The organism is Caldinitratiruptor microaerophilus, assembly GCF_025999835.1.
GTDB classification, from domain to species: domain Bacteria; phylum Bacillota; class Sulfobacillia; order Symbiobacteriales; family ZC4RG38; genus Caldinitratiruptor; species Caldinitratiruptor microaerophilus.
In genome coordinates this window covers 1,547,991-1,566,267 of record NZ_AP025628.1, presented here as the reverse complement: position 1 = coordinate 1,566,267, position 18,277 = coordinate 1,547,991, and the positions used below count along the sequence as shown (strand labels likewise).

Here is an 18,277-nt window from a genome sequence, read left to right as displayed (position 1 = left end):
GAACGGCCGGCCGTCTTCCGTGCGAGAGGTGGCGCCGTTGTCCTGGATGGATTTCGTCAAGGCGTGGCGGCGCTACGTCGACGGCCGGGCGCCCGTCCCGAGCGCGGCGCCGGAGCGCCCGCCCGCCGGCGATGACGATGCGCCCCTGGAGCAGCCGCTCATCCTCACTGTCCCGCCCCCGCCGGGGGCGGACGAGTTCACCGCTGCCCTCCGCTCTGCCGGTGACCTCCTCGCCTCGCTACAGCCCCGGTTCGGGCCCACCTGGGAGCGCCTGAAGCCCCGCGTGGAGGCGGCCCGTGAGGCAGAGCGCGAGCGCCTCTACTCCGCGGCCGTCCTCCGGCAGGTGCCCGAGTTGCTGGAGTGGGCGCAGGTGGACGGCGAAGGGGAGACCTTCCTCACCCTCGCCGAGCTGGCCCTGCAGCCGGTCCTCCGGCCCTTCGCGGCCACCCTGGTGGCGGGGCGAAGCCTGGCGGCGTGGCGCCGGCCCTTCTGTCCTGTCTGCGGCCGGGAGGCCGACGTGGCCCGGATCCGCCCGGACAACCTCCGCTTCCTCCACTGCCCCGTGTGCGACACCGAGTGGCCGGTGACCCGTCTGTCCTGCGTCTGGTGCGGGGCGGACGACCCGAAGAAGGTGCAGTTCTTCACCCTCGAGGTACTGGAACCCTGGCGGGTCGACACGTGCGAGGTCTGCGGCGGGTACATGAAGACCCTCGACCAGCGCAGCGGCGGCCCGCTCGCCATGCCGGGGGTCGACCTCTTCGTGGAGGACGCCCGCACCCTCCAGCTCGATCTCCTGGCCCAGCGGGAGGGCTTCCGGCGAGGGGGGCGGGCGCATTGAGCGCCGGAGTCTGCGCGGCGAGCCCCGGCACGGCGGGGCTCCTGATCGACCCGGGCCGGAGCACCCCCGAGGGCCTGGAGGAGTATCGCTCCCGGGGCGGGTACACCGGGCTCGAGCAGGTCCTGGCCCGGGGGGCCGGCTGGGCGGCGGAGGTCGTGGCCCGGGCCCGCCTGCGGGGCCGGGGCCCCTTGGGCCGGCCCGTCGCCGAGCGCTGGCGGCGGGTCGCCGCCGGCCCGTCGGCCGCGCGCTACGTGATCGGCAACGGGGCCGAGAGCCTCTCGATCAGTCGGAAGGACCGCTACCTGATGGCCAACCACCCGCACCGGGTGCTGGAGGGGCTTCTGATCGCGGCCCGTGCGGTGGGGGCCCGGGAAGCCTACCTCTACGTCCGGGGGGACTCCCCGGAGTCGCTCGCCGGCCTCCGGTCGGCCCTCGAGGAGGCGGCGCGCGCCGGCCTCGTCGGGGAGGCGAGCGTCACCGGGGTGCAGGTCCGCCTCCAGCCGTCGGCCACCGGGCCCGTGTCGGGGGAGGAGACGGCGGTCATCGACGCCCTGGAAGGGCTGGAGGGGCGGCCCCAGATCCGGCCCCCGGACCCCGAGGCGAGCGGGCTCTTCGGGCAGCCGACCCTGGTGCAGAACGTGGAGACCCTCGCTGCGGTCGCGGCCGTGTTCCGGGAGGGGCTCGACCGCCACTTGGCGCTCGGGACGGCGGACGAGCCCGGCAGCGCGCTGTTCACCGTGACCGGCGCCGTCCGGCGGCCCGGCGTGTACGAACTGCCGCTGGGCACCCGCCTCGCTGACCTCCTGCGGCTCGCCGGGGCCGACCCGGCTGCGGTGCGGGCGGTGTTGCCGGGGGGGCTGGCGTCGCCGCCGCTGTGGCCGCAGGAGCTCGATGTGCCCCTGTCGTGGGCGGATCTCGGCCGGGCCGGGTCCGTCCTGGGGAACCGGACCGTGATCGTCCTGGGGCCGGAGGCGTCGCTCCCGGTCCAGTTCGCCGAGATCATGCAGGTCCTCGCGGAGGGGTCGTGCGGCCAGTGCCAGGGCTGCGCGAACGGAACCCGGGCCCTCGCCGGCTACCTGGCCGCCCTGGCGGGTCTGGCCGGCGGCACGGAGGGCGGCGCCCCGGCGGCTCTGCCGGCCTTCGCGGACCCCGCAGAGCTCCTGGCCTATGCCCGGCACCAGGCGCACCTGCTCACCCGCCGGGCGGGCATCTGCCCGTACCCGGAGTCCGTGGGGCGCGCCATGCTGCGGGCGCTGGAGGTGTTCTGCCGGGTTTCCCCGGTCCGGTGACGGCGGCCGCCGGCGTCAATGGTACAATGGGCCCGGAGGGATCGGGATGGCCACGCGGACGGTCCTCACCGCAGACGATTTGCTGAAGCTCCCCCGGAGTGGCCAGCGGTACGAACTCGTCAAGGGGGAACTCGTCCGCATGACGCCGCCGGGCTTCGAGCACGGGGAAATCGTGGCCAACATTGCCCGTATTCTGGGCAACTTCGTCGTGACCCGGAAGTCCGGCTCCGTGGTGACCGAAGCGGGGTTCCTGCTCGGCCGGGATCCAGACACCGTTCGGGCGCCTGACGTGGCCTTCGTCTCCAGGGAACGACTCGCCAAGCCCCGCCCGAAGGGCTACTTCGACGGTGCCCCGGATGTAGCGGTCGAGGTGATCTCGCCCAACGACACGTATCTCGATGTGCACGGCCGCATCGAGGAGTGGCTGGGGGCCGGGAGCAAGAGCGTGTGGATCGTTGAGCCTGGCCGCCAGCGGGTGACGGTCTACACGGCCTTGGACAGACCCCGCGTCTTCGAGCGAGACCAAACCGTAGCCGACCCCCAGCTTCCGGGCCTGGACGTGGCGGCCGCGGACTTCTTCGCGGTAGAGTGAAGCGCCACGCGTGGAAGCTTACCGCAAGTCTTCGCTCACCCGGAAGGAGCGGGCCCGACACCACCCATGACGGGGAGGCCCGGGGACTGAGCACGGGGAGGTGCCGAGGATGGGGGTTTCCAGCCGCCGCCCTCCGCCGGGAGACGTGGAGGAATGCCCCTGGTGCGGGGCGATGCTCCTCGTCCCGGTGGCCGGTACCCGGGCGGGGAAGGGGGTGCTGCACTGCCCCGAGTGCGGCGGCCGGCTGCCGCCCCGGTGCTGCGAGGATCCGTAGGGGCCGGGACCGCTGTGTATCGGATTATTACACTTCGTTGGCCGTGGTGGCCCGCCCCCTGGCATGAACGTTAACAGATCGGCGGGATCAGTGCGACCGGTTGTAACAGACAAACGCCCGGCAGCGCGGTGCGGAAACGCCCCGCCGCCCTGCCGGGCGTGTCCGCGCGCTGGCACGGTTCTTGTAGGTCTCGCATCGCATGCCGGTGGGATGCGGGAACCCCGGAGGTGAAGTGAATGAGCCTGAAGGACCGGGTGGTGGTGATCACCGGCGTGAGCCGGCCGGGGCAGATCGGCCAGGCGGTGGCGCTGGCCTTCGCCCGCGCGGGCGCACGGCTGGTGCTGGCGGCCCGCACGGCCGCCAACGTGGAGGCCCGGGCGCGGGAGTGCCGCGAGCTTGGCGCCGAGGCGGTCGGGGTGGCGGTCGACCTCGCCACCGAGGCGGGCGCCGCGGCGCTGGCCCGGGAGGTGCAGAGCCGTTTCGGGTCCCCGCAGGTGCTGGTCAACCTGGCGGGCGGCCTCACCGTGTACCGGCCGGCGGTCGACCACACGCTGGCCGACTGGCAGAAGGAACTGCAGAACAACCTGACCACGGCCTTCCTGACGACCCGGGCGCTGTTCCCGCTCATGCGGGAGGGGGGCGGCGGCTCGGTGATCAACTTCACCCGGGCGGGCCTCCCGCAGGCGAACATGGTCGCCTACAACTGCGCCAAGGCGGGCGTGGAGGCCCTCACCCGCACCTTCGCCCTGGAAGGGCGCGACCACAACATCCGCGTGAACGCCGTCGGGCCGGGACTGACGGACACCGAGCAGAACCTGGAGCAGATGAAGCCCAAGGACACGTCCCGCTGGGCCCGCAAGGAGGACATCGCGGCGGTGGTCCTGTTCCTGGCTTCGGACGAGTCGGCCGGCATCACGGGGCAGGTCCTGCAGGTGGCCGGCAAGGGGATCTGACTCGGGCGCGGGGCGAGTATCCCAGGGGCGCGGGAGGGGGGCGAACATGCGGCGGGTGCTGATCCAGGTCGACACGGATCCCCATTACAGTTCCTTCGACGCCATCGCGGCGCTGGACGCCGGAGCCGACGTGGTGCTGAGTTACGGCGGGGTCACACCGGACAGCGTCCGGGAGATCGTCTACGGGGCGATCTTCACCCGGGGCGGGGAGGACCTCAGGAACACGGCCATCTGGATCGGCGGCAGGGACGTCGCGCTGGGCGAGCGCGTCCTGGCGACCGTCCAGAAAACGTTCTTCGGCGGGTTTCGCGTCTCGGCGATCCTCGACTGCAACGGCTGCAACACGACGGCGGCCGCGGCCGTCGCCAAGGTCACCCGGGCGACCTCCGTGCGGGGGGAGAAAGTCGTGGTCGTCGGCGGGGCGGGCCCGGTGGGCCAGCGCGTGGCCGCGCTCTTCGCCCGGGAAGGCGCGGACGTGACGATCACCACCATCCGTCAGGACTGGCTGGACGCTGCGCTGGAGCACGTCCGGGAGCGGTTCGGGGTGACCGTGCGGGGCCGCCTCGTCCCCAACGAGGACGTGCCGGCCTGGCGCGAGGCCCTGGAGGGGGCCAAGGTGGCGTTCGGGGCGGCCGCGGCCGGGGTTCGCCTCCTGCCGCTGGCCGCCTGGCAGGACAACCCGACGCTGGAGGTCGTGGCCGACCTGAACGCGGCGCCGCCCTCCGGCATCGAGGGGATCGAACTGGGGGACGACGGCGCCCTGCGCCACGGCAAGCGGTGCTTCGGGCCGATCGGGATCGGCAACTTCAAGATGAAGGTCCACCGCGCCGCGGTGGCGGCCCTCTTCGAGCGCAAGGACCAGGTGCTGGAGGCGGAGGCGGTCTACGCCATCGCCAGGGAAGTGGCGTGAAACCGGGAGGGCAGCCCGGCCGGGGGCGGGGGAGGGCGCCGTGAAGGTCCTGGTGGTGGGCGCCTCGGTCCGGGCGCTCGCGCAGTCGGTCCGGGCGGCCGGTCACGAGCCGGTGGCGGTCGACTACTTCGGGGACCGGGACCTGCGCGAGACGTGCGAGGCCTACGCGCTGGGTCCGGACCTGGGCCTCCCGACGCGGCACGCCGCCTTCGCCGTGGCAGCCGCCCGCCTGCGGGCGCGGGGCGTCGCCTGGGACGCCGTGGCCTACACGGGGAGCCTCGAGAACGCTCCCCACGTGGTGGGGCGGCTGGCCCGGACGGGGGCGCTCCTCGGCAACCCGCCGGCGGCCCTGCGGGCGGTCCGGAACTGGCCGGCCCTCGCGTCCGGGCTGGCCGGGGAGGGCTTCCGGGTGCCCCGCTCTCTCCCGGCCGGCGACCGGGTCCCGCTCCGGGGCCGGTGGCTGCTGAAGCCGCTCCGGGGCGCGGGTGGCGCCGGGATCCGGTTCGCCGAACCGGGGGAGGCGGTGCCACGGGGCCGGATCGCCCAGGAGTACGTGCCGGGCACGCCCGCCTCGGCGCTGTACCTGGCCGGCGGGGGCGACGCGGTGCTCCTGGCGGTCACGGAGCAGCTCGCCGGGCGCGAGGCCCTGGGCGCGCCGGGATTCGCGTACGCGGGCAACATCCTCCTGCCCCGCGTGAGCCCGTCCGTCGAGGGCGAGCTGACCCGCCTCGTCCGCTGGCTCGCCCGCTCGTCCGGGCTCGCCGGGATCGGCGGGGTCGACCTGGTCCTGACGGCGGACGGCCCGGTGCCGATCGAGGTCAACCCCCGGTACACGGCGGCGGTCGAGCTGCTGGAGCAGGCCACCGGCCAGAGCCTGTTCCCGGCCCACCTGGCCGCCCTCGAAGGCCGGCTGCCGGCGAGCCGGCCCCGGTGGGAGGGCTACTTCGGGAAGGCGGTCGTCTACGCGACCGAGGACGGGGTCTGGCGGCTGGACGGGGACTGGGCGGCGGCGGGGCTCCGGGACGTCCCGTCCGGCGGCGCCCCCGTCCGCAGGGGACACCCCGTCTGCACGGTGCTCGCCGCCGCCGGGGACCGGGAAACGTGCCTGACCGACCTGGTGCGCCGGGTGCAGGCGGTGAGGGGGGAGCTCATTGCGCCGCGCGCTCTTGCTCGTTCCGGGCCGCACCTCTCGCCAGGGCGTGGCGGCCAACCTGGGCAAGGACACGGCCGAGTACCGGGAGGCGACGGAGACGGTTGAGGTCTGCGCGGAGGACCTGGAGGCGATCGGGTGCAGAGACGGGGACCAGGTGCGGGTGACCTCCGCCCACGGCTCCGTGGTCCTCGTGGCCCGCGCCCGGCCGCCGGCCGACCTGCCGCCGGGGCTCGCCTTCGTGGCCTACGGCACGCCGTCCAGCCGCCTGATGGGCGGCGAGACCCACGGCACCGGGATGCCGGACTCGAAGGGGATCCCGGTCTGGCTCGAGCCGGCGGCCCGCTGACGGCCCGCAGCGCGGCCGGGCCGGGGAGGGACGGGACGTGGACCGCATCGTGATCAGCGGAATGCAGTTCTTCGGCCGGCACGGCGTGCACGCGCACGAGGCGGCGCACGGCCAGGTCTTCGGCGTCGACGTGGAACTCCACCTCGACCTGGCCGCCGGCGGGGTGGCCGACGACCCCGGCCGGACCGTGGACTACGGGGCCGTCTTCGCCGAGGTGCGGTCGGTGGTCGAGGGGCCCCGGGTGCGCCTGGTCGAGGCGCTGGCCGAGGCGATCGCCGGCCGGCTGCTGGAGCGTTTCCCCGTGGACGCCGTGACCGTCCGCGTCCACAAGCCCCGGGCGCCGATCCCGGGGACCTTCGCCGACGTCTGCGTGGAGATCCACCGGCGGCAGGCGGCGCGCCCGAGGCAGCACCCTACTGGAGGCCAGGGTCCATGCTACGAATTGCCGGCGGCGAGGTATATGACCCGATGAACGGCGTCAACGGGGAGATCCGGGACATCTGGATCCGGGACGGGCGGGTGGTCGATCCCCCGCCGGGTCCGCCCGGAGCACGGGAAGAGCCGGTGCGGACCATCGACGCCCGGGGCATGGTGGTGATGCCGGGCGGGGTGGACATGCACGCGCACATCGCCGGGCCCAAGGTGAACCTCGCCCGCAAGATGTTCCCCGAGTACCACCGCCGCGGCCGGCCGATGCCCCGGACGGCGTGCACCCGCTCCGGGATCGCCAGCGTGGTGCCGCCCACCTTCGCCACGGGCTACCTCTACGCGGGGCTCGGGTACACCACGGCCGTGGACGCCGCCGTGATCCCGATGGGCGCCCGGCACACGCACGAGGAGTTCGCCGACACCCCGGTGATCGACAAGCTCGGCTTCATCCTCATGGGCAACAACGAGTTCGTGCTCGACCGCCTGGCGGAGGGCCGGCACGACCGGGTCCGGGACTTCGCCGCCTGGCTGCTCGGGGCGGCGAAGGGGGCGGCGATCAAGATCGTCAACCCCGGCGGCACCGAGGCGTGGAAGTTCGGCGGCAACGTGAAGGTCCTCGACGAGCCCCTGGCGCCCTACGGGGTGAGCGCCCGGCAGATCCTGACCGGCCTGGCCCGGGCGGGCAACGAGCTGGGCCTGCCCCATCCGGTGCACGTGCACGCGAACAACCTCGGCGTGCCCGGCAACTGGGAGACCACCCTGGCCACGATGGAGGCACTCTCCGGCCTCCGGGCCCACCTGACCCACGTCCAGTTCCACAGCTACGGCGGCACGGACTACCACGACATGGCCTCGGCGGTCCCGAGGCTGGTCGAGTACGTCGATACCCACCCTGAGCTCTCGGTGGACGTGGGGCAGGTGGTCTTCGGCCCGGCGGCCACGATGACGGCGGACAGCCCCTGGCAGTACCTCCTGTACCGGCTCACCGGGCACAAGTGGTCGAACGAGGACGTGGAGGTCGAGTCGGGCTGCGGGGTGGTCCCCTACGAGTACAAGGACAAGAGCTACGTCAACACCCTGCAGTGGGCGATCGGCCTGGAGTGGCTGCTCCTGGCCAGGGACCCCTGGCGGATCGCCCTCACCACCGACCACCCCAACGGCGGCGCCTTCACCGCCTATCCGCAGATCATCCGCCTCCTCATGGACCGGGAGGCCCGCCGGGAGGCGATGCGGCAGGTGAACCCGAGGGCGCTGCGGCGCTCGCACCTGCCGGAGCTCGACCGGGAGTACAGCCTGTACGAGATCGCGATCATCACCCGGGCGGCGCCGGCCCGGCTCCTGGGCCTCACCCGCAAGGGCCACCTGGGCCCCGGGGCGGACGCCGACGTCGCCATCTACGCCCGGAACCCGGACATCGAGGCGATGTTCGCCAACCCGCGCTACGTGATCAAGGACGGGGAGGTGGTGGTGGAGGACGGCGAGATCCGGGCGAGCCCGCAGGGCCGGACGTTCTACGTTGCCCCCTCCTACGACCCGGAGGTCCTGGCGGAGATCCGTGAGCACTTCGACCGTTACTACACCGTCCGGTTCGAGAACTACCCCGTCGACCTCCACACCCTTCCCCGGCCCGAGGTGATCCCATGCAGCTCGAGGGCGTGACCGTCGAGGACACCTTCGCCGAGGCGTTCCCGATGTGGGCGGCCCGGCTCGTCGTGACCGCACGGGACCTGGAGTGGGCGATGACGGCCGCCCGGGTGGCGACCGGCATGGCCACGTCGGTGATCGGTTGCGGAGCCGAGGCAGGGGTGGAGGGGCCCGTGGAGGAAACCCCGGACGGCCGCCCGGGGGTGAGCTTCCTGGTGTTCGCCCCGACCCGCGAGGCGCTGGCCCGGGAGCTCGTCCGCCGGGTGGGGCAGGCGATCATGACCTGCCCGACTACGGCGTGCTTCGACGGCCTCGCCGGCGACGGCGAGGCGGCCCGGGACGGCCCCGCGGCGGACGCCGGCGGCGCGGCCGGGAGCAGCCGCGTGCCCCTCGGCCGGGCGCTGCGCCTCTTCGGCGACGGGTACCAGAGCGCCAAGCAGCTCGGCGGGCGGCGGTACAACCGCATCCCGGTGATGGACGGGGAGTTCCTGGTGGAGGACGCGGTCCGGGCGGTGCCGGCCGTCGGCGGCGGCAACTTCCTCGTGCTGGGGGCCGACGAGGGGGCGGCGCTGGAGGCGGCCGCGGCGGCGGTCCGGGCCATCCGGGAGCAGGTGCCGGGGGTGATCCTGCCTTTCCCGGGCGGGATCGTCCGCGCCGGGTCGAAGGTCGGCTCCCGCTACAGGCACGTGCCCGCCTCCACGAACCACCGGTTCTGCCCCACCCTGCGGGCCCGGGTGGAGGACACCGCCCTGCCGGAAGGGGTGGGAGCGGTGTACGAGGTGGTGGTCGACGGCCTCACCCTGGAGGCGGTGACCGCCGCCGTCCGGGTGGGGGTGCGGGCCGCCTGCCGGCCGGGGGTGCTCCGCATCACCGCCGGCAATTACGGCGGGAAGCTGGGGCCGTACCGCATCGACCTGCGCGCCGCCGTGGCAGGTGAGGTGCCGTGCTGACGCTCACCCCCCTGGGCCGGACGGCCGTCCCCGTCGAGGCCGAGTGCCTCGTTCCGGAGCGGCTCGCCGGGCTCTCCCCCGACGCGGTCCGGGCCCTCCCCGTCTGGCACGGGAACCGGCCGGCCCGCCTGGGCGACTTCTTCGCCGCCGAGGGGGACGCCGGCGACGGGGTCCTGCGGATCGAGGGCGACGTCTCGCACGTGAAGTGGATCGGCGCCGGCATGACCCGGGGCCGGATCGAGATCTGCGGCGGCGCGGGGATGCACCTCGGCAGCCGGATGGCGGGCGGGGAGATCCTCGTGGAGGGCTCTGCCGGGGACTGGCTGGGCGCCGAGATGGCCGGGGGCCTCATCCGGGTGCGGGGCGACGCGGGGCACCTGGTCGGGGCGGCCTACCGCGGCGGGGCGACGGGGATGACGGGGGGCGTCATCGTCGTCGGGGGCCGGGCGGGCAACGAGGTGGGCGCCTTCATGGCGCGGGGGCTCATCGCCGTCCTGGGGGACGCCGGCGACTTCGCCGGGCTCGCCATGGCGGCGGGGACGGTGATCGTCGGGGGCCGGCCCGGCCTCCGCAGCGGCGCCTGGATGCACAGGGGCAGCGTGGTGGTGCTCTCGGGCGAGGCCGAGCTGCTGCCGACCCAGCGGTACGCCTGCACCTTCCGGCCCCCCTGGGTTCCGCTCTACCTCCGGCACCTGGCCGGGCTGGGCGTGACCCTGCCCCCGGGCCGAACGGAAGGTCCGTACCACCTGTACAGCGGCGACGAGGCCGTCGGGGGCCGGGGGGAGGTACTCGTGTGGGCGGGGGAGGGCTGAACCTGAACCGGCGCGCCCGCGCCCGGGCGGCGGCGCTGGCGGAGCGGGCCGAGGCCCTGGGGGTGGAGCGCCACGAGGTGGCCGGCGCCGAGGTGCTCGACTGCGGCGTGCGGGCCCCGGGCGGGTTCGAGGCCGGCCGCCTCTTCGCCGAGGCCACCATGGCCGGGCTCGGCTCCGTGACCCTGGTGCCGTGGGCCGAGGGCGGCCTCCACCTGCCCGGGGTACAGGTCGTGACCGACCGCCCCCTCGAGGCCTGCCTCCTGGCGCAGTACGCCGGTTGGGCGCTGCGGGAGGCGGGGTTCTCCGCCATGGCGTCGGGACCCGGCCGTGCGCTCGCGCGGGTGGAGGCGCTGTTTGACCGGTATCCCGTCGCCGAGGCGCCCGGCGAGGCGCTCATCGCCCTGGAGGCGCCGGCGCTGCCGCCCCCGGCGGCGGTGGCGGCCATCGCCCGCCGCTGCGGGGTGGAGCCGGGCGCGCTGACCATCCTGGTGGCCCGCACGGCCAGCGCCGCCGGAGCCGTCCAGGTGGCCGCCCGGGTGGTGGAGACCGCGCTCCACAAGCTGGGCGTCCTCGGCCTCGACCCGGCCCGCGTGCGCGCGGCCTGGGGCACCGCCCCCGTGGCCCCCGTGGCGGCGGACGACCTCACCGCCATGGGGCGCACGAACGACTGCCTCCTCTACGGCGGCCGCGTGGCCCTCCTGGTCGACGCCCCCGACGAGGACCTCGCCCGCCTTGCCGCACGCCTCCCCTCCGGCGCCTCGCCCGACCACGGCCGCCCCTTCGCCGAGATCTTCCGGGAGCGGGGCGATTTCTACCGGGTCGACCCCTTCCTCTTCAGCCCCGCCGCCGTGGCCCTCACCAGCACGCGCACGGGGCGCACGTTCGCGGCGGGCGCCACCGACCCCGACCTGCTGCGGCGCTCGCTCTTCGGCGCCGCCGGGGCCGGGTAGGGGGCGTGGGCCATGGCCCGGCTGGCGGTCCTGGGCCGCAGGGCGAGCTGGCACGTCGCGCAGATCGCCCTCGCGTGCGGGCGGCGCGGCGTCGAGTGCGACGTGCTGCCGGTGCAGGCGATCGCCGCTGCCGTGGGGGACGGCGGCCGGAGCTCCGGGGTGCGCGCGGGCGGGACGCCGCTCGACGCGTACGACGCCGTGCTGGTGCGGGCACTGCCCGCCGGGTCGCTCGAGCAGGTGGTCTTCCGGATGGACGCCCTGCACCGGCTCGCGCGCCACGGCGTGCGGGTGGTGAACCACCCCGCCGCGCTGGAGCGGACGGTGGACAAGTTCTACACCTCGGCGCTCCTCGAGGAGGCGGGGATCCCGACCCCGGCCACCCGCGTCGTGCAGGGCTTCGCAGAGGCGATGGAGGCGTTCCTCGCCATGGGGGACGTGGTCCTCAAGCCCCTCTTCGGGTCGGAGGGCCGGGGCATGGTGCGCCTCGCCGACCCCGACACGGCGTACCGCGTGCTGCGGGCCTGGGAGGGGATCGGGGCGGTCTTCTACATGCAGGAGTTCGTCCCGCACGGCGGGCGGGACGTGCGGGCGCTGGTGGTGGGGGGCGAGGTCGTGGCGGCGATCGAGCGGCGGGCCGAGGGCTGGAAGACCAACGTGGCCGCCGGCGGCCGGGCGGTGCCCTTCGCCCTGCCCGCCGGCTGGGCCGACCTGGCCGTGCGGGCGGCGGCCGCCGTCGGCGCCGAGCACGCCGGGGTCGACCTCCTGCCGGCCCCGGGCGGCCGGGTCCTGGTGCACGAGGTGAACGGCATCCCCGGGTGGCGCGGGCTCCAGCAGGCGACCGGGGTGGACGTGGCGGACGTGCTGGTCGGGCACGTGCTCGGCCGGCGGCGGGCCGTGTGAGGAGGGGGAACGGGCTTGGTCCGGCTTCTGGTCAGCGTGGTGGATGCGGAGGAGGCGGCGGCGGCCCTCGCCGGCGGCGCCCACATCGTCGACGTCAAGAACCCGGCCGAAGGCGCCCTGGGGGCCCCCGCGCCGGCGGTCGTGCGGGCGATCCGCCGGGCCCTGCCCGGAAGGGTCGCCCTGAGCGTCGCCTTGGGCGACCTCCCCGACCTCCCCGGGACCGCCGCCCTGGCGGCGGTGGGGGCGGCGAGCCTCGGCGCCGACTACGTGAAGGTCGGCCTCCGGGGCCCGGGAGATGCGGAGGCGGCCGGGCGGCTCCTGGCGGCCGTGGCGGCCGCGCTGCGGGACCTGGCCCCCGGGGTGCGCCTCATCGCGTGCGCGTACGCCGACGGCCCGCGGGTAGGGGCGGTCGACCCCCTCGACGTGCCGGCCGCCGCGGCCGCCGCCGGCTGCGCGGGCGCCATGGTCGACACCCTGCACAAGGGCGCCGGCGGCCTCTTCGCCCACATGACGGATGCCCGCGCGCGGGCCTTCGTCGAGGCGTGCCGGCGGCACGGGCTCACGAGCGCCCTGGCCGGCTCGCTCACGCCGGCCGACCTTCCCCGCGTCGCGGCGCTGGGTCCGGACATCGCCGGCGTGCGGGGAGCCGCCTGCACGGGCGGGGACCGCCTGGGCGGCCGGATCGACCCGGGCCGGGTCCGGGCGCTCGTCTCGGCGCTGGCAGGGGTGGTCTCCGGGGCCGGGGGGACTGTCTCCGGGGTCCGCCGGTGAGGCCCGGGGCAGCTGCCGGCGCGGCCTCCGTGCGGGTGCGGGCGCCGGCCCGCCTGCACCTCGGGATCTTCCCGCTGCCGGGGGGCGGCTTCGGGGGGCTGGGGGTCGCCCTGCGCCGGCCGGTGGCCGAGGTGGTGGCCCGTCCGGCGCGAGACCTCACCGCCTCGGGGCCGCAGGCGGAGCGGGCGCTGGGGGCGGCGCGCGCGGTAGCGGAGCGGTGTGCGCCCGGGGCGGGCGCGGCGCTCGCCGTGGTGCGGGACATCCCGTCCCACGTCGGGCTGGGGTCGGGCACGCAGATCGACCTCGCCGCCGCCGTGGCAGTGGCCCGCCTCTGGGGGGTGGGCGCCGGGCCGCGGGAACTGGCGCCGCTCGTCGGGCGGGCGCAGCGGACCCGCGTCGGCACCGAGACCTTCGCCGGGGGCGGCCTGGTGCTCTACCGCGCCGGGGCCGAGCCGCCGGCCGTCCGGCTCGACGTGCCGGCCCGCTGGCGGTTCGTGGTCGCCATCCCGGGCGGCGCCTCGGGCTTCGCCGGACCGGACGAGGCGCGCGCCTTCGCCGACCTGCCCCCGATGGAGCGGGCGGACGTCGAGGCGATCACCGCGGCCATCGACCGCCTCCTCCTGCCCTCCCTCCGGGCGGGCGACGTCGCCGGGGTGGGGGCCGCCCTGGAGGTGATCCAGGCCCGGGTGGGCGACTACTTCGCCCCCGTCCAGGGCGGCCGCTACCGCCATCCGCTGGGCGAGCGCCTGGCGCGGGCGATGCGCGCCGCCGGGGCGTGGGCCGCCGGCCAGAGTTCCTGGGGGCCGGCCTTGTTCGGGCTGGCGGAGAGCCCCGGGGCCGCCCGCCGCATCGCCGCAGCCGCCCGGCGGGTGCTTGAGGCCTGGCCGCAGGGCGGTTGGGCGTTCGTCACTGCCGTGAGCCCCGGCGGGGCCGCCGTGGTGGTCGAGCGATGGCCTCAGGCCACGGACGTCGTGTACTCCCGGTAGGCCGCGGCCAGCCGGGCGGTCACGGGCCCGGGCGCCGGCCAGCGCGGCGCCCGTTCCCACGGGGCGCTCACGGACGGGGCCGTGGTGACCCCGGCCAGGGGGGCCAACTCGAGGAGGGCGCTGGTGAGGAAGGCCTCGTCCGCGGCGGCCAGGTCGTCCGGCGGAAACAGCCCCTCGGCCACCGGCAGGCCGAGAGCCCGGGCCAGCTCGAGGACGAGCCCCCGGGCGATCCCCGGCAGGCAGCCTGCGGCGGTGGCGGGCGTGCGCAGGACCCCGTCCCGCACCCAGAAGAGGTTGGTGGCCGCTCCCTCGGCCACAAAGCCGTCGGTGTTCAGGAGCAGGGCTTCTCCGGCGCCGGCCGCCCGCGCCTCGGCCCGGGCCAGCACCGAGGCGAGACTGCTCGTCGTCTTCAGGCGGGTGAGGGGCGAGCGGCTGTCCCGGCGCAGGGAGACGAGGGCCGCGCGCAGGGGCTCTGGGGCCCGGCCGGCGAAGGGTTCGACCTGCACGAGCAGGGTGGGAGCGGGCTCCGGGGGCAGGTCGAGGCCCCGGGGGCCCGGTCCCCGGGTGAGCGTGACGCGCAGGACCCCGTCGCGCACCGCGCAGGCGGCGACGGTTCGCAGGGCTGCCTCCTCGATCCCGCGTGGGACGGGTATCCCCAGGACGGCCGCCCCTTCGCGGAGGCGCTGCAGGTGCCGCTCCAGGAGCGGCACGCGGCCGGCGTAGATCCGCGCCGTCTCGAACAGGCCGTCGCCGAGGAGGAGGCCGCGGTCCCGCACGGAGACCGCGGCCTCCTCCGCCGGGACGAGGCCGCCGGCGCTACTCAGCCAGACGAACCGGCTCGTCGCCGCCCACCTCGCTTCCGGCCGGCCCGGTGGCGCTCAGCGCCCGCAGGAGCCCGAGCGCCTTGGCCAGCGTCTCCTCGTACTCCGCCGCCGGGTCGGAGTCGGCCACGATGCCGCCCCCGGCGTGGAAGTGCGCCTCCCCCCGCACCACGGTGAAGGTGCGGATGGCGATGTTCAGGTCGAGCGCGCCGTCCCACCCGAACCAGCCGATCGCCCCGGTGTACACGCCCCGCCGGACGGGCTCGAGCTCCTCGATGATCTCCATCGCCCGCACCTTGGGCGCCCCGGTGATCGAGCCCCCGGGAAACGTGGCGGCCAGCAGGGCGGCCGGCCCGGCGCCGGGGAGGAGGCGGCCTTCGACGGTGGCCACGGTGTGCCAGACCGTGGGGTAGCCCTCCAGGCGCCGGAGGTCCGGCACCCGCACGCTGCCGTACTCGCACACGCGCCCGAGGTCGTTGCGCTCGAGGTCGACGATCATCACCAGTTCGGCCCGGTCCTTCTCGCTGGCGAGGAGCTCGGCGGCCAGGCGCTGGTCCTCGGCGGGCACGGGGCTGCGGCGGCGCGTCCCCTTGATGGGCCGGGTCTCCACCCGGCGGGTGGCCGGGTCGACCCGCAGGAACCGCTCCGGGGAGGCGCTCACGACGGCGAGGTCGCCGCAGTCCAGGTAGGCGGAGAACGGGGCGGGATTCACCGCCCGCAGCCGCCGGTACAGCGCCCGGGCGCCGGCGGCCCACGGGGCGGAGAAGCGCTGGGCGAGGTTCACCTGGAAGATGTCGCCGGCGGCGATGTACTCCCGGGCCCGGCGGACGGCCGCCTCGAAGCCTGCCCGGGTGAAGGTGGAGCGCACGCACGGCGTGGCCACGCCGGACGCGGGCGGGCCGGGCGACACTTCTCCGGACCTCGGCGCCGGCCGTCCGGCCTGTGGCCATCCGGCGGCGGCCGCGCGCTCGATCCGGTCGCGCAGGTGGCGGGCGGCCCGCACCGCGGCCCCGGGGCGGCCGGGCACGGGGCGGGCGACGACCGCCGCCTCCCGGCGGACGTGGTCGACCACCAGCACCGCGTCGTACCATGCCAGCCACAGCTCGGGGAGCCCGAGGTCGTCCCGGGCCTGCACCGGGATGCGCTCCACCTGACGGCCCAGGTCGTAGGCCAGGTAGCCGATCGCCCCGCCGGCGAAGGGCGGGACGGGTTCGCCCGGGGCGACGGCGGCCAGGGGCGGGGCGAGCCCGCAGGAGCGGTGCCCGGGATCTCCCGCGAGCTCGGCCAGGAGGCTCTCGACGATGCGGAAGGGGTGGCCGGCGATGCGCCGGCTCCGGCGGGCGGTCGCCAGCGTGTACCGCTGCCCGCGCCCCCGCAGGATCGCGAACGGAGCGGCGGCGACGAAGGAGTGGCGACAGATGTCCGGGGGGCCGCCGGCGCTCTCCAGCAGCACGCGCCCCGGCCCTTCCGGCAGCGCGTCGAGCGCCGCCTCGGGCGTAGGGGGCAGCGGCACGGGCAGGAAGATCAGGTCGGTCATGGGGCCTCCTGCCGGCGGTCACGCGCGGAGCGGACGGGGGAGGCGGATGCCGTAGCTGCGGATCTTCCGGTACAGGGTGGGCCGGCTGATCCCCAGGAGCCGGGCGGCCTCCGCCAGGTTGCCGCCGGCCTGCCAGCAGGCGCGGGCGATCGCCTCGCGTTCCAGCTCGCTGATGGGGGCCACGTGCGCCTTGCCCTCCCCGGCTCCTCCGGCGGCCTCCAGGACGTCGGGCGGCAGGTCGCGCAGGCGGATCACGTCGCCCTCCGCCATGTGCAGGCACTTCTCCAGCACGTTCTCGAGCTCGCGGACGTTGCCGGGCCAGTGGTAGTGGCAGAGCGCCTCCATGGCCTCGTCCGAGAAGCGCCGCCGGCCGCCCGTCCGGCGCCGGATGAGGGTCTCGAGCAGGAAGCGTACGTCCCCGGGCCGCTCCCGCAGGGGCGGAACGCGGATGGTCAGCACGTCGAGCCGGTAGAGGAGGTCGGCCCGGAAGTTGCCCTCGGCGACCTCCCGGTGCAGGTCGCGGTGGGTGGCGGCGATGACCCGGACGTCAACCGGGATCACCCGGGACCCGCCCACCCGGACCACGCGGCGGTCCTGCAGCACCCGCAGGAGGCTCGCCTGCATCTCCAGGGGCATGTCGCCGATCTCGTCCAGGAAGAGCGTGCCGCCGTCCGCCAGCTCGAACTTGCCCGGCCGGCCCTGGCGGTCGGCTCCCGTGAAGGCGCCGCCCTCGTACCCGAACAGCTCGCTCTCGAGGAGACTCTTCGGGATCGCCCCGCAGTTGACCGCCACGAACGGGCCCCCGCGGCGGCGGCTGGCGTTGTGGATGCCGTGGGCGAGCAGCTCCTTCCCGGTCCCGCTCTCCCCGATGATGAGGACGGTGAGGTCGGAGGCCGCTGCCCGCTGCGCCTCCTGGCGGACCCGGTGGATGGCCTCGGAGATCCCGAGCACGTCCGTGAGCTCGAACCGGGCCACGTCCCCCCGCACCCGCTGCACGAGCCGGCTCACTTCCCGGGCCTCCCGCAGGGTGATCACGAAGCCCTGCAGGCCCTCCCGCTCGGCGGCGATGGGGCGGGCGCTGGCAAGGAGCCGCAGGGTACGCTCCTCTCGCGTCAGAGTGATCTCCTCGTCCTGGAAGGCGAGCCCCCGGCGAAGGAGGTCGGTGACCCAGCGCTGGGGGCCGAAGAGCTCGGAGAGATGGGAGCCGGCGGCCGACTGGCGGTCGAGCCCCAGCAGGGCCGCCGCCGGCGCGCTGAGCTGGAGGACGTGGCCGCGCTGGTCGACCACGAGCATGCCGTCGCGCATGGCGTTCAGGGCAACGTCGAGCGTGCGGCTCTGCCGCTCCACCTCGTTGGTCACCGTCACCAGCCGCAGCTGCCGCTCCACGGCCCGGGCGGCGGCGATCACCATGCCGAGGGTGTGCGCGTGGGCGAGGTCCCGGGGTCCCGTGACGTCGAGGACGCCGAGGATCTCGCCGGCGGCGTCGAAGATGGGGGCGGCCGAGCAGGTGAGGATGTGCAGGGGCCGCAGGTAGTGCTCGCAGCCGACCACCTGGACCGGGCGCCGCTCGATGAGGGCCAGCCCCATGGCGTTGGTGCCGGAGACGCGCTCGCTCCAGTCGGAGCCCTCCACCAGGTCGATCGAGGCCGCGTAGGCCAGGCTCTGGCGGTCGCCGAGCACCTCCAGGACGACGCCGTGGCCGTCGGTCAGGGCGATGATGAAGCCGGTGCCGCGAACGATGTCGTGCAGGTCGCGCAGCACGGGGCCGGCGATGGCCAGGAGCGCGGCGCTCTGCTCGCGCGCCTGGCGGAGCGCCTCCCGGTCCAGGATCGGCGGCATCCGGCCGAGCTGCTCGGGCTCGAGTCCCGCCTTGCGGCAGCGGACCCAGGAACGCAGGATCGTGGGACGCACGGCGCCGGGGGGCAGCTCCCGCCCGTCGCGGAAGGCCTCCCAGCCCGCCAGCACCTGGGCGTGGCTCGGGGCGAAGACAGACGATGTCCGCACGCAACCTCCCTCCAGTCCGGGCAGGCTGCTTCGAGTGCGCGAATGTCCCTTCGCTGTGCCGGCCGCTGGGCCGACCGGTCGGATGACGCCCCTCTTGTCCATCGGCGACCTCCATTGT

General features: G+C 75.6%; 19 protein-coding genes. 16 read left to right on the top strand and 3 right to left on the bottom strand.

From position 1 onward, the window contains the following. Nucleotides 1-46: 46 nt before the first annotated feature. The 16 genes from caldi_RS07595 to caldi_RS07520 all read left to right on the top strand — a co-directional run bounded on the left by caldi_RS07595 (nt 47) and on the right by caldi_RS07520 (nt 13,797). The gene (locus tag caldi_RS07595; protein ID WP_264844753.1) at nt 47-838 is read left to right on the top strand and encodes a formate dehydrogenase accessory protein FdhE; all 792 of its coding nucleotides are present in this window, start codon (nt 47-49) and stop codon (nt 836-838) included. Continuing rightward, on the top strand, nt 835-2,127 hold the full coding sequence (locus caldi_RS07590; protein ID WP_264844495.1) for an SLBB domain-containing protein: 1,293 nt from the start codon (nt 835-837) through the stop codon (nt 2,125-2,127). The genes caldi_RS07595 and caldi_RS07590 overlap by 4 nt, the downstream gene beginning before the upstream one ends. Before the next feature lie 46 nt (nt 2,128-2,173). Then, complete coding sequence (locus caldi_RS07585; protein ID WP_264844494.1) at nt 2,174-2,719, top strand: Uma2 family endonuclease; 546 nt, start codon at nt 2,174-2,176, stop codon at nt 2,717-2,719. A gap of 109 nt (nt 2,720-2,828) precedes the next feature. After that, nucleotides 2,829-2,993 (top strand): hypothetical protein, encoded by a 165-nt coding sequence (locus tag caldi_RS07580; RefSeq protein WP_264844493.1) that lies wholly within the window; start codon nt 2,829-2,831, stop codon nt 2,991-2,993. Nucleotides 2,994-3,229: 236 nt separating this feature from the next. Continuing rightward, the gene (locus caldi_RS07575) at nt 3,230-3,946 is read left to right on the top strand and encodes an SDR family NAD(P)-dependent oxidoreductase (protein ID WP_264844492.1); all 717 of its coding nucleotides are present in this window, start codon (nt 3,230-3,232) and stop codon (nt 3,944-3,946) included. Nucleotides 3,947-3,992: 46 nt separating this feature from the next. Continuing rightward, complete coding sequence (locus caldi_RS07570; protein WP_264844491.1) at nt 3,993-4,856, top strand: NAD(P)-dependent methylenetetrahydromethanopterin dehydrogenase; 864 nt, start codon at nt 3,993-3,995, stop codon at nt 4,854-4,856. Nucleotides 4,857-4,896: 40 nt separating this feature from the next. Continuing rightward, nucleotides 4,897-6,114 carry an ATP-grasp domain-containing protein gene (locus caldi_RS07565; protein WP_264844490.1) on the top strand — a complete coding sequence of 406 codons (1,218 nt, stop codon included), beginning with the start codon at nt 4,897-4,899 and terminating at the stop codon, nt 6,112-6,114. Next, nucleotides 6,056-6,355 (top strand): molybdopterin dinucleotide binding domain-containing protein, encoded by a 300-nt coding sequence (locus tag caldi_RS07560; protein WP_264844489.1) that lies wholly within the window; start codon nt 6,056-6,058, stop codon nt 6,353-6,355. Before caldi_RS07565 ends, caldi_RS07560 begins: the two co-directional genes overlap by 59 nt. Before the next feature lie 37 nt (nt 6,356-6,392). Beyond that, on the top strand, nt 6,393-6,827 hold the full coding sequence (gene folB / locus caldi_RS07555; protein ID WP_264844488.1) for a dihydroneopterin aldolase: 435 nt from the start codon (nt 6,393-6,395) through the stop codon (nt 6,825-6,827). Beyond that, nucleotides 6,788-8,443 (top strand): formylmethanofuran dehydrogenase subunit A, encoded by a 1,656-nt coding sequence (locus caldi_RS07550; RefSeq protein ID WP_264844487.1) that lies wholly within the window; start codon nt 6,788-6,790, stop codon nt 8,441-8,443. The genes folB and caldi_RS07550 overlap by 40 nt, the downstream gene beginning before the upstream one ends. Next, the gene (gene fhcD / locus caldi_RS07545; protein ID WP_264844486.1) at nt 8,425-9,378 is read left to right on the top strand and encodes a formylmethanofuran--tetrahydromethanopterin N-formyltransferase; all 954 of its coding nucleotides are present in this window, start codon (nt 8,425-8,427) and stop codon (nt 9,376-9,378) included. Before caldi_RS07550 ends, fhcD begins: the two co-directional genes overlap by 19 nt. Next, nucleotides 9,372-10,190, top strand: a complete 819-nt coding sequence (locus caldi_RS07540; RefSeq protein WP_264844485.1) for a formylmethanofuran dehydrogenase subunit C — start codon at nt 9,372-9,374, stop codon at nt 10,188-10,190. Before fhcD ends, caldi_RS07540 begins: the two co-directional genes overlap by 7 nt. Continuing rightward, nucleotides 10,172-11,140 (top strand): methenyltetrahydromethanopterin cyclohydrolase, encoded by a 969-nt coding sequence (gene mch, locus caldi_RS07535; RefSeq protein WP_264844484.1) that lies wholly within the window; start codon nt 10,172-10,174, stop codon nt 11,138-11,140. Before caldi_RS07540 ends, mch begins: the two co-directional genes overlap by 19 nt. A gap of 12 nt (nt 11,141-11,152) precedes the next feature. Further along, nucleotides 11,153-12,040 carry an ATP-grasp domain-containing protein gene (locus caldi_RS07530; RefSeq protein WP_264844483.1) on the top strand — a complete coding sequence of 296 codons (888 nt, stop codon included), beginning with the start codon at nt 11,153-11,155 and terminating at the stop codon, nt 12,038-12,040. Between the two features lie 15 nt (nt 12,041-12,055). Continuing rightward, nucleotides 12,056-12,811 carry a (5-formylfuran-3-yl)methyl phosphate synthase gene (locus tag caldi_RS07525; RefSeq protein WP_264844482.1) on the top strand — a complete coding sequence of 252 codons (756 nt, stop codon included), beginning with the start codon at nt 12,056-12,058 and terminating at the stop codon, nt 12,809-12,811. Next, nucleotides 12,808-13,797, top strand: a complete 990-nt coding sequence (locus caldi_RS07520; RefSeq protein ID WP_264844481.1) for a GHMP family kinase ATP-binding protein — start codon at nt 12,808-12,810, stop codon at nt 13,795-13,797. Before caldi_RS07525 ends, caldi_RS07520 begins: the two co-directional genes overlap by 4 nt. Here the strand turns inward: caldi_RS07520 and caldi_RS07515 are convergent. Genes caldi_RS07515 through caldi_RS07505 form a run of 3 tightly spaced genes read right to left on the bottom strand, consistent with a single transcriptional unit; the run spans nt 13,767 to nt 18,159 of the window. Further along, complete coding sequence (locus caldi_RS07515; RefSeq protein ID WP_264844480.1) at nt 13,767-14,573, bottom strand: aminotransferase class IV; 807 nt, start codon at nt 14,571-14,573, stop codon at nt 13,767-13,769. The genes caldi_RS07520 and caldi_RS07515 overlap by 31 nt on opposite strands. Before the next feature lie 40 nt (nt 14,574-14,613). Beyond that, on the bottom strand, nt 14,614-16,155 hold the full coding sequence (pabB, locus tag caldi_RS07510) for an aminodeoxychorismate synthase component I (RefSeq protein WP_264844479.1): 1,542 nt from the start codon (nt 16,153-16,155) through the stop codon (nt 14,614-14,616). Between the two features lie 18 nt (nt 16,156-16,173). After that, complete coding sequence (locus caldi_RS07505; protein ID WP_264844478.1) at nt 16,174-18,159, bottom strand: sigma-54-dependent Fis family transcriptional regulator; 1,986 nt, start codon at nt 18,157-18,159, stop codon at nt 16,174-16,176. Nucleotides 18,160-18,277: the final 118 nt, after the last annotated feature.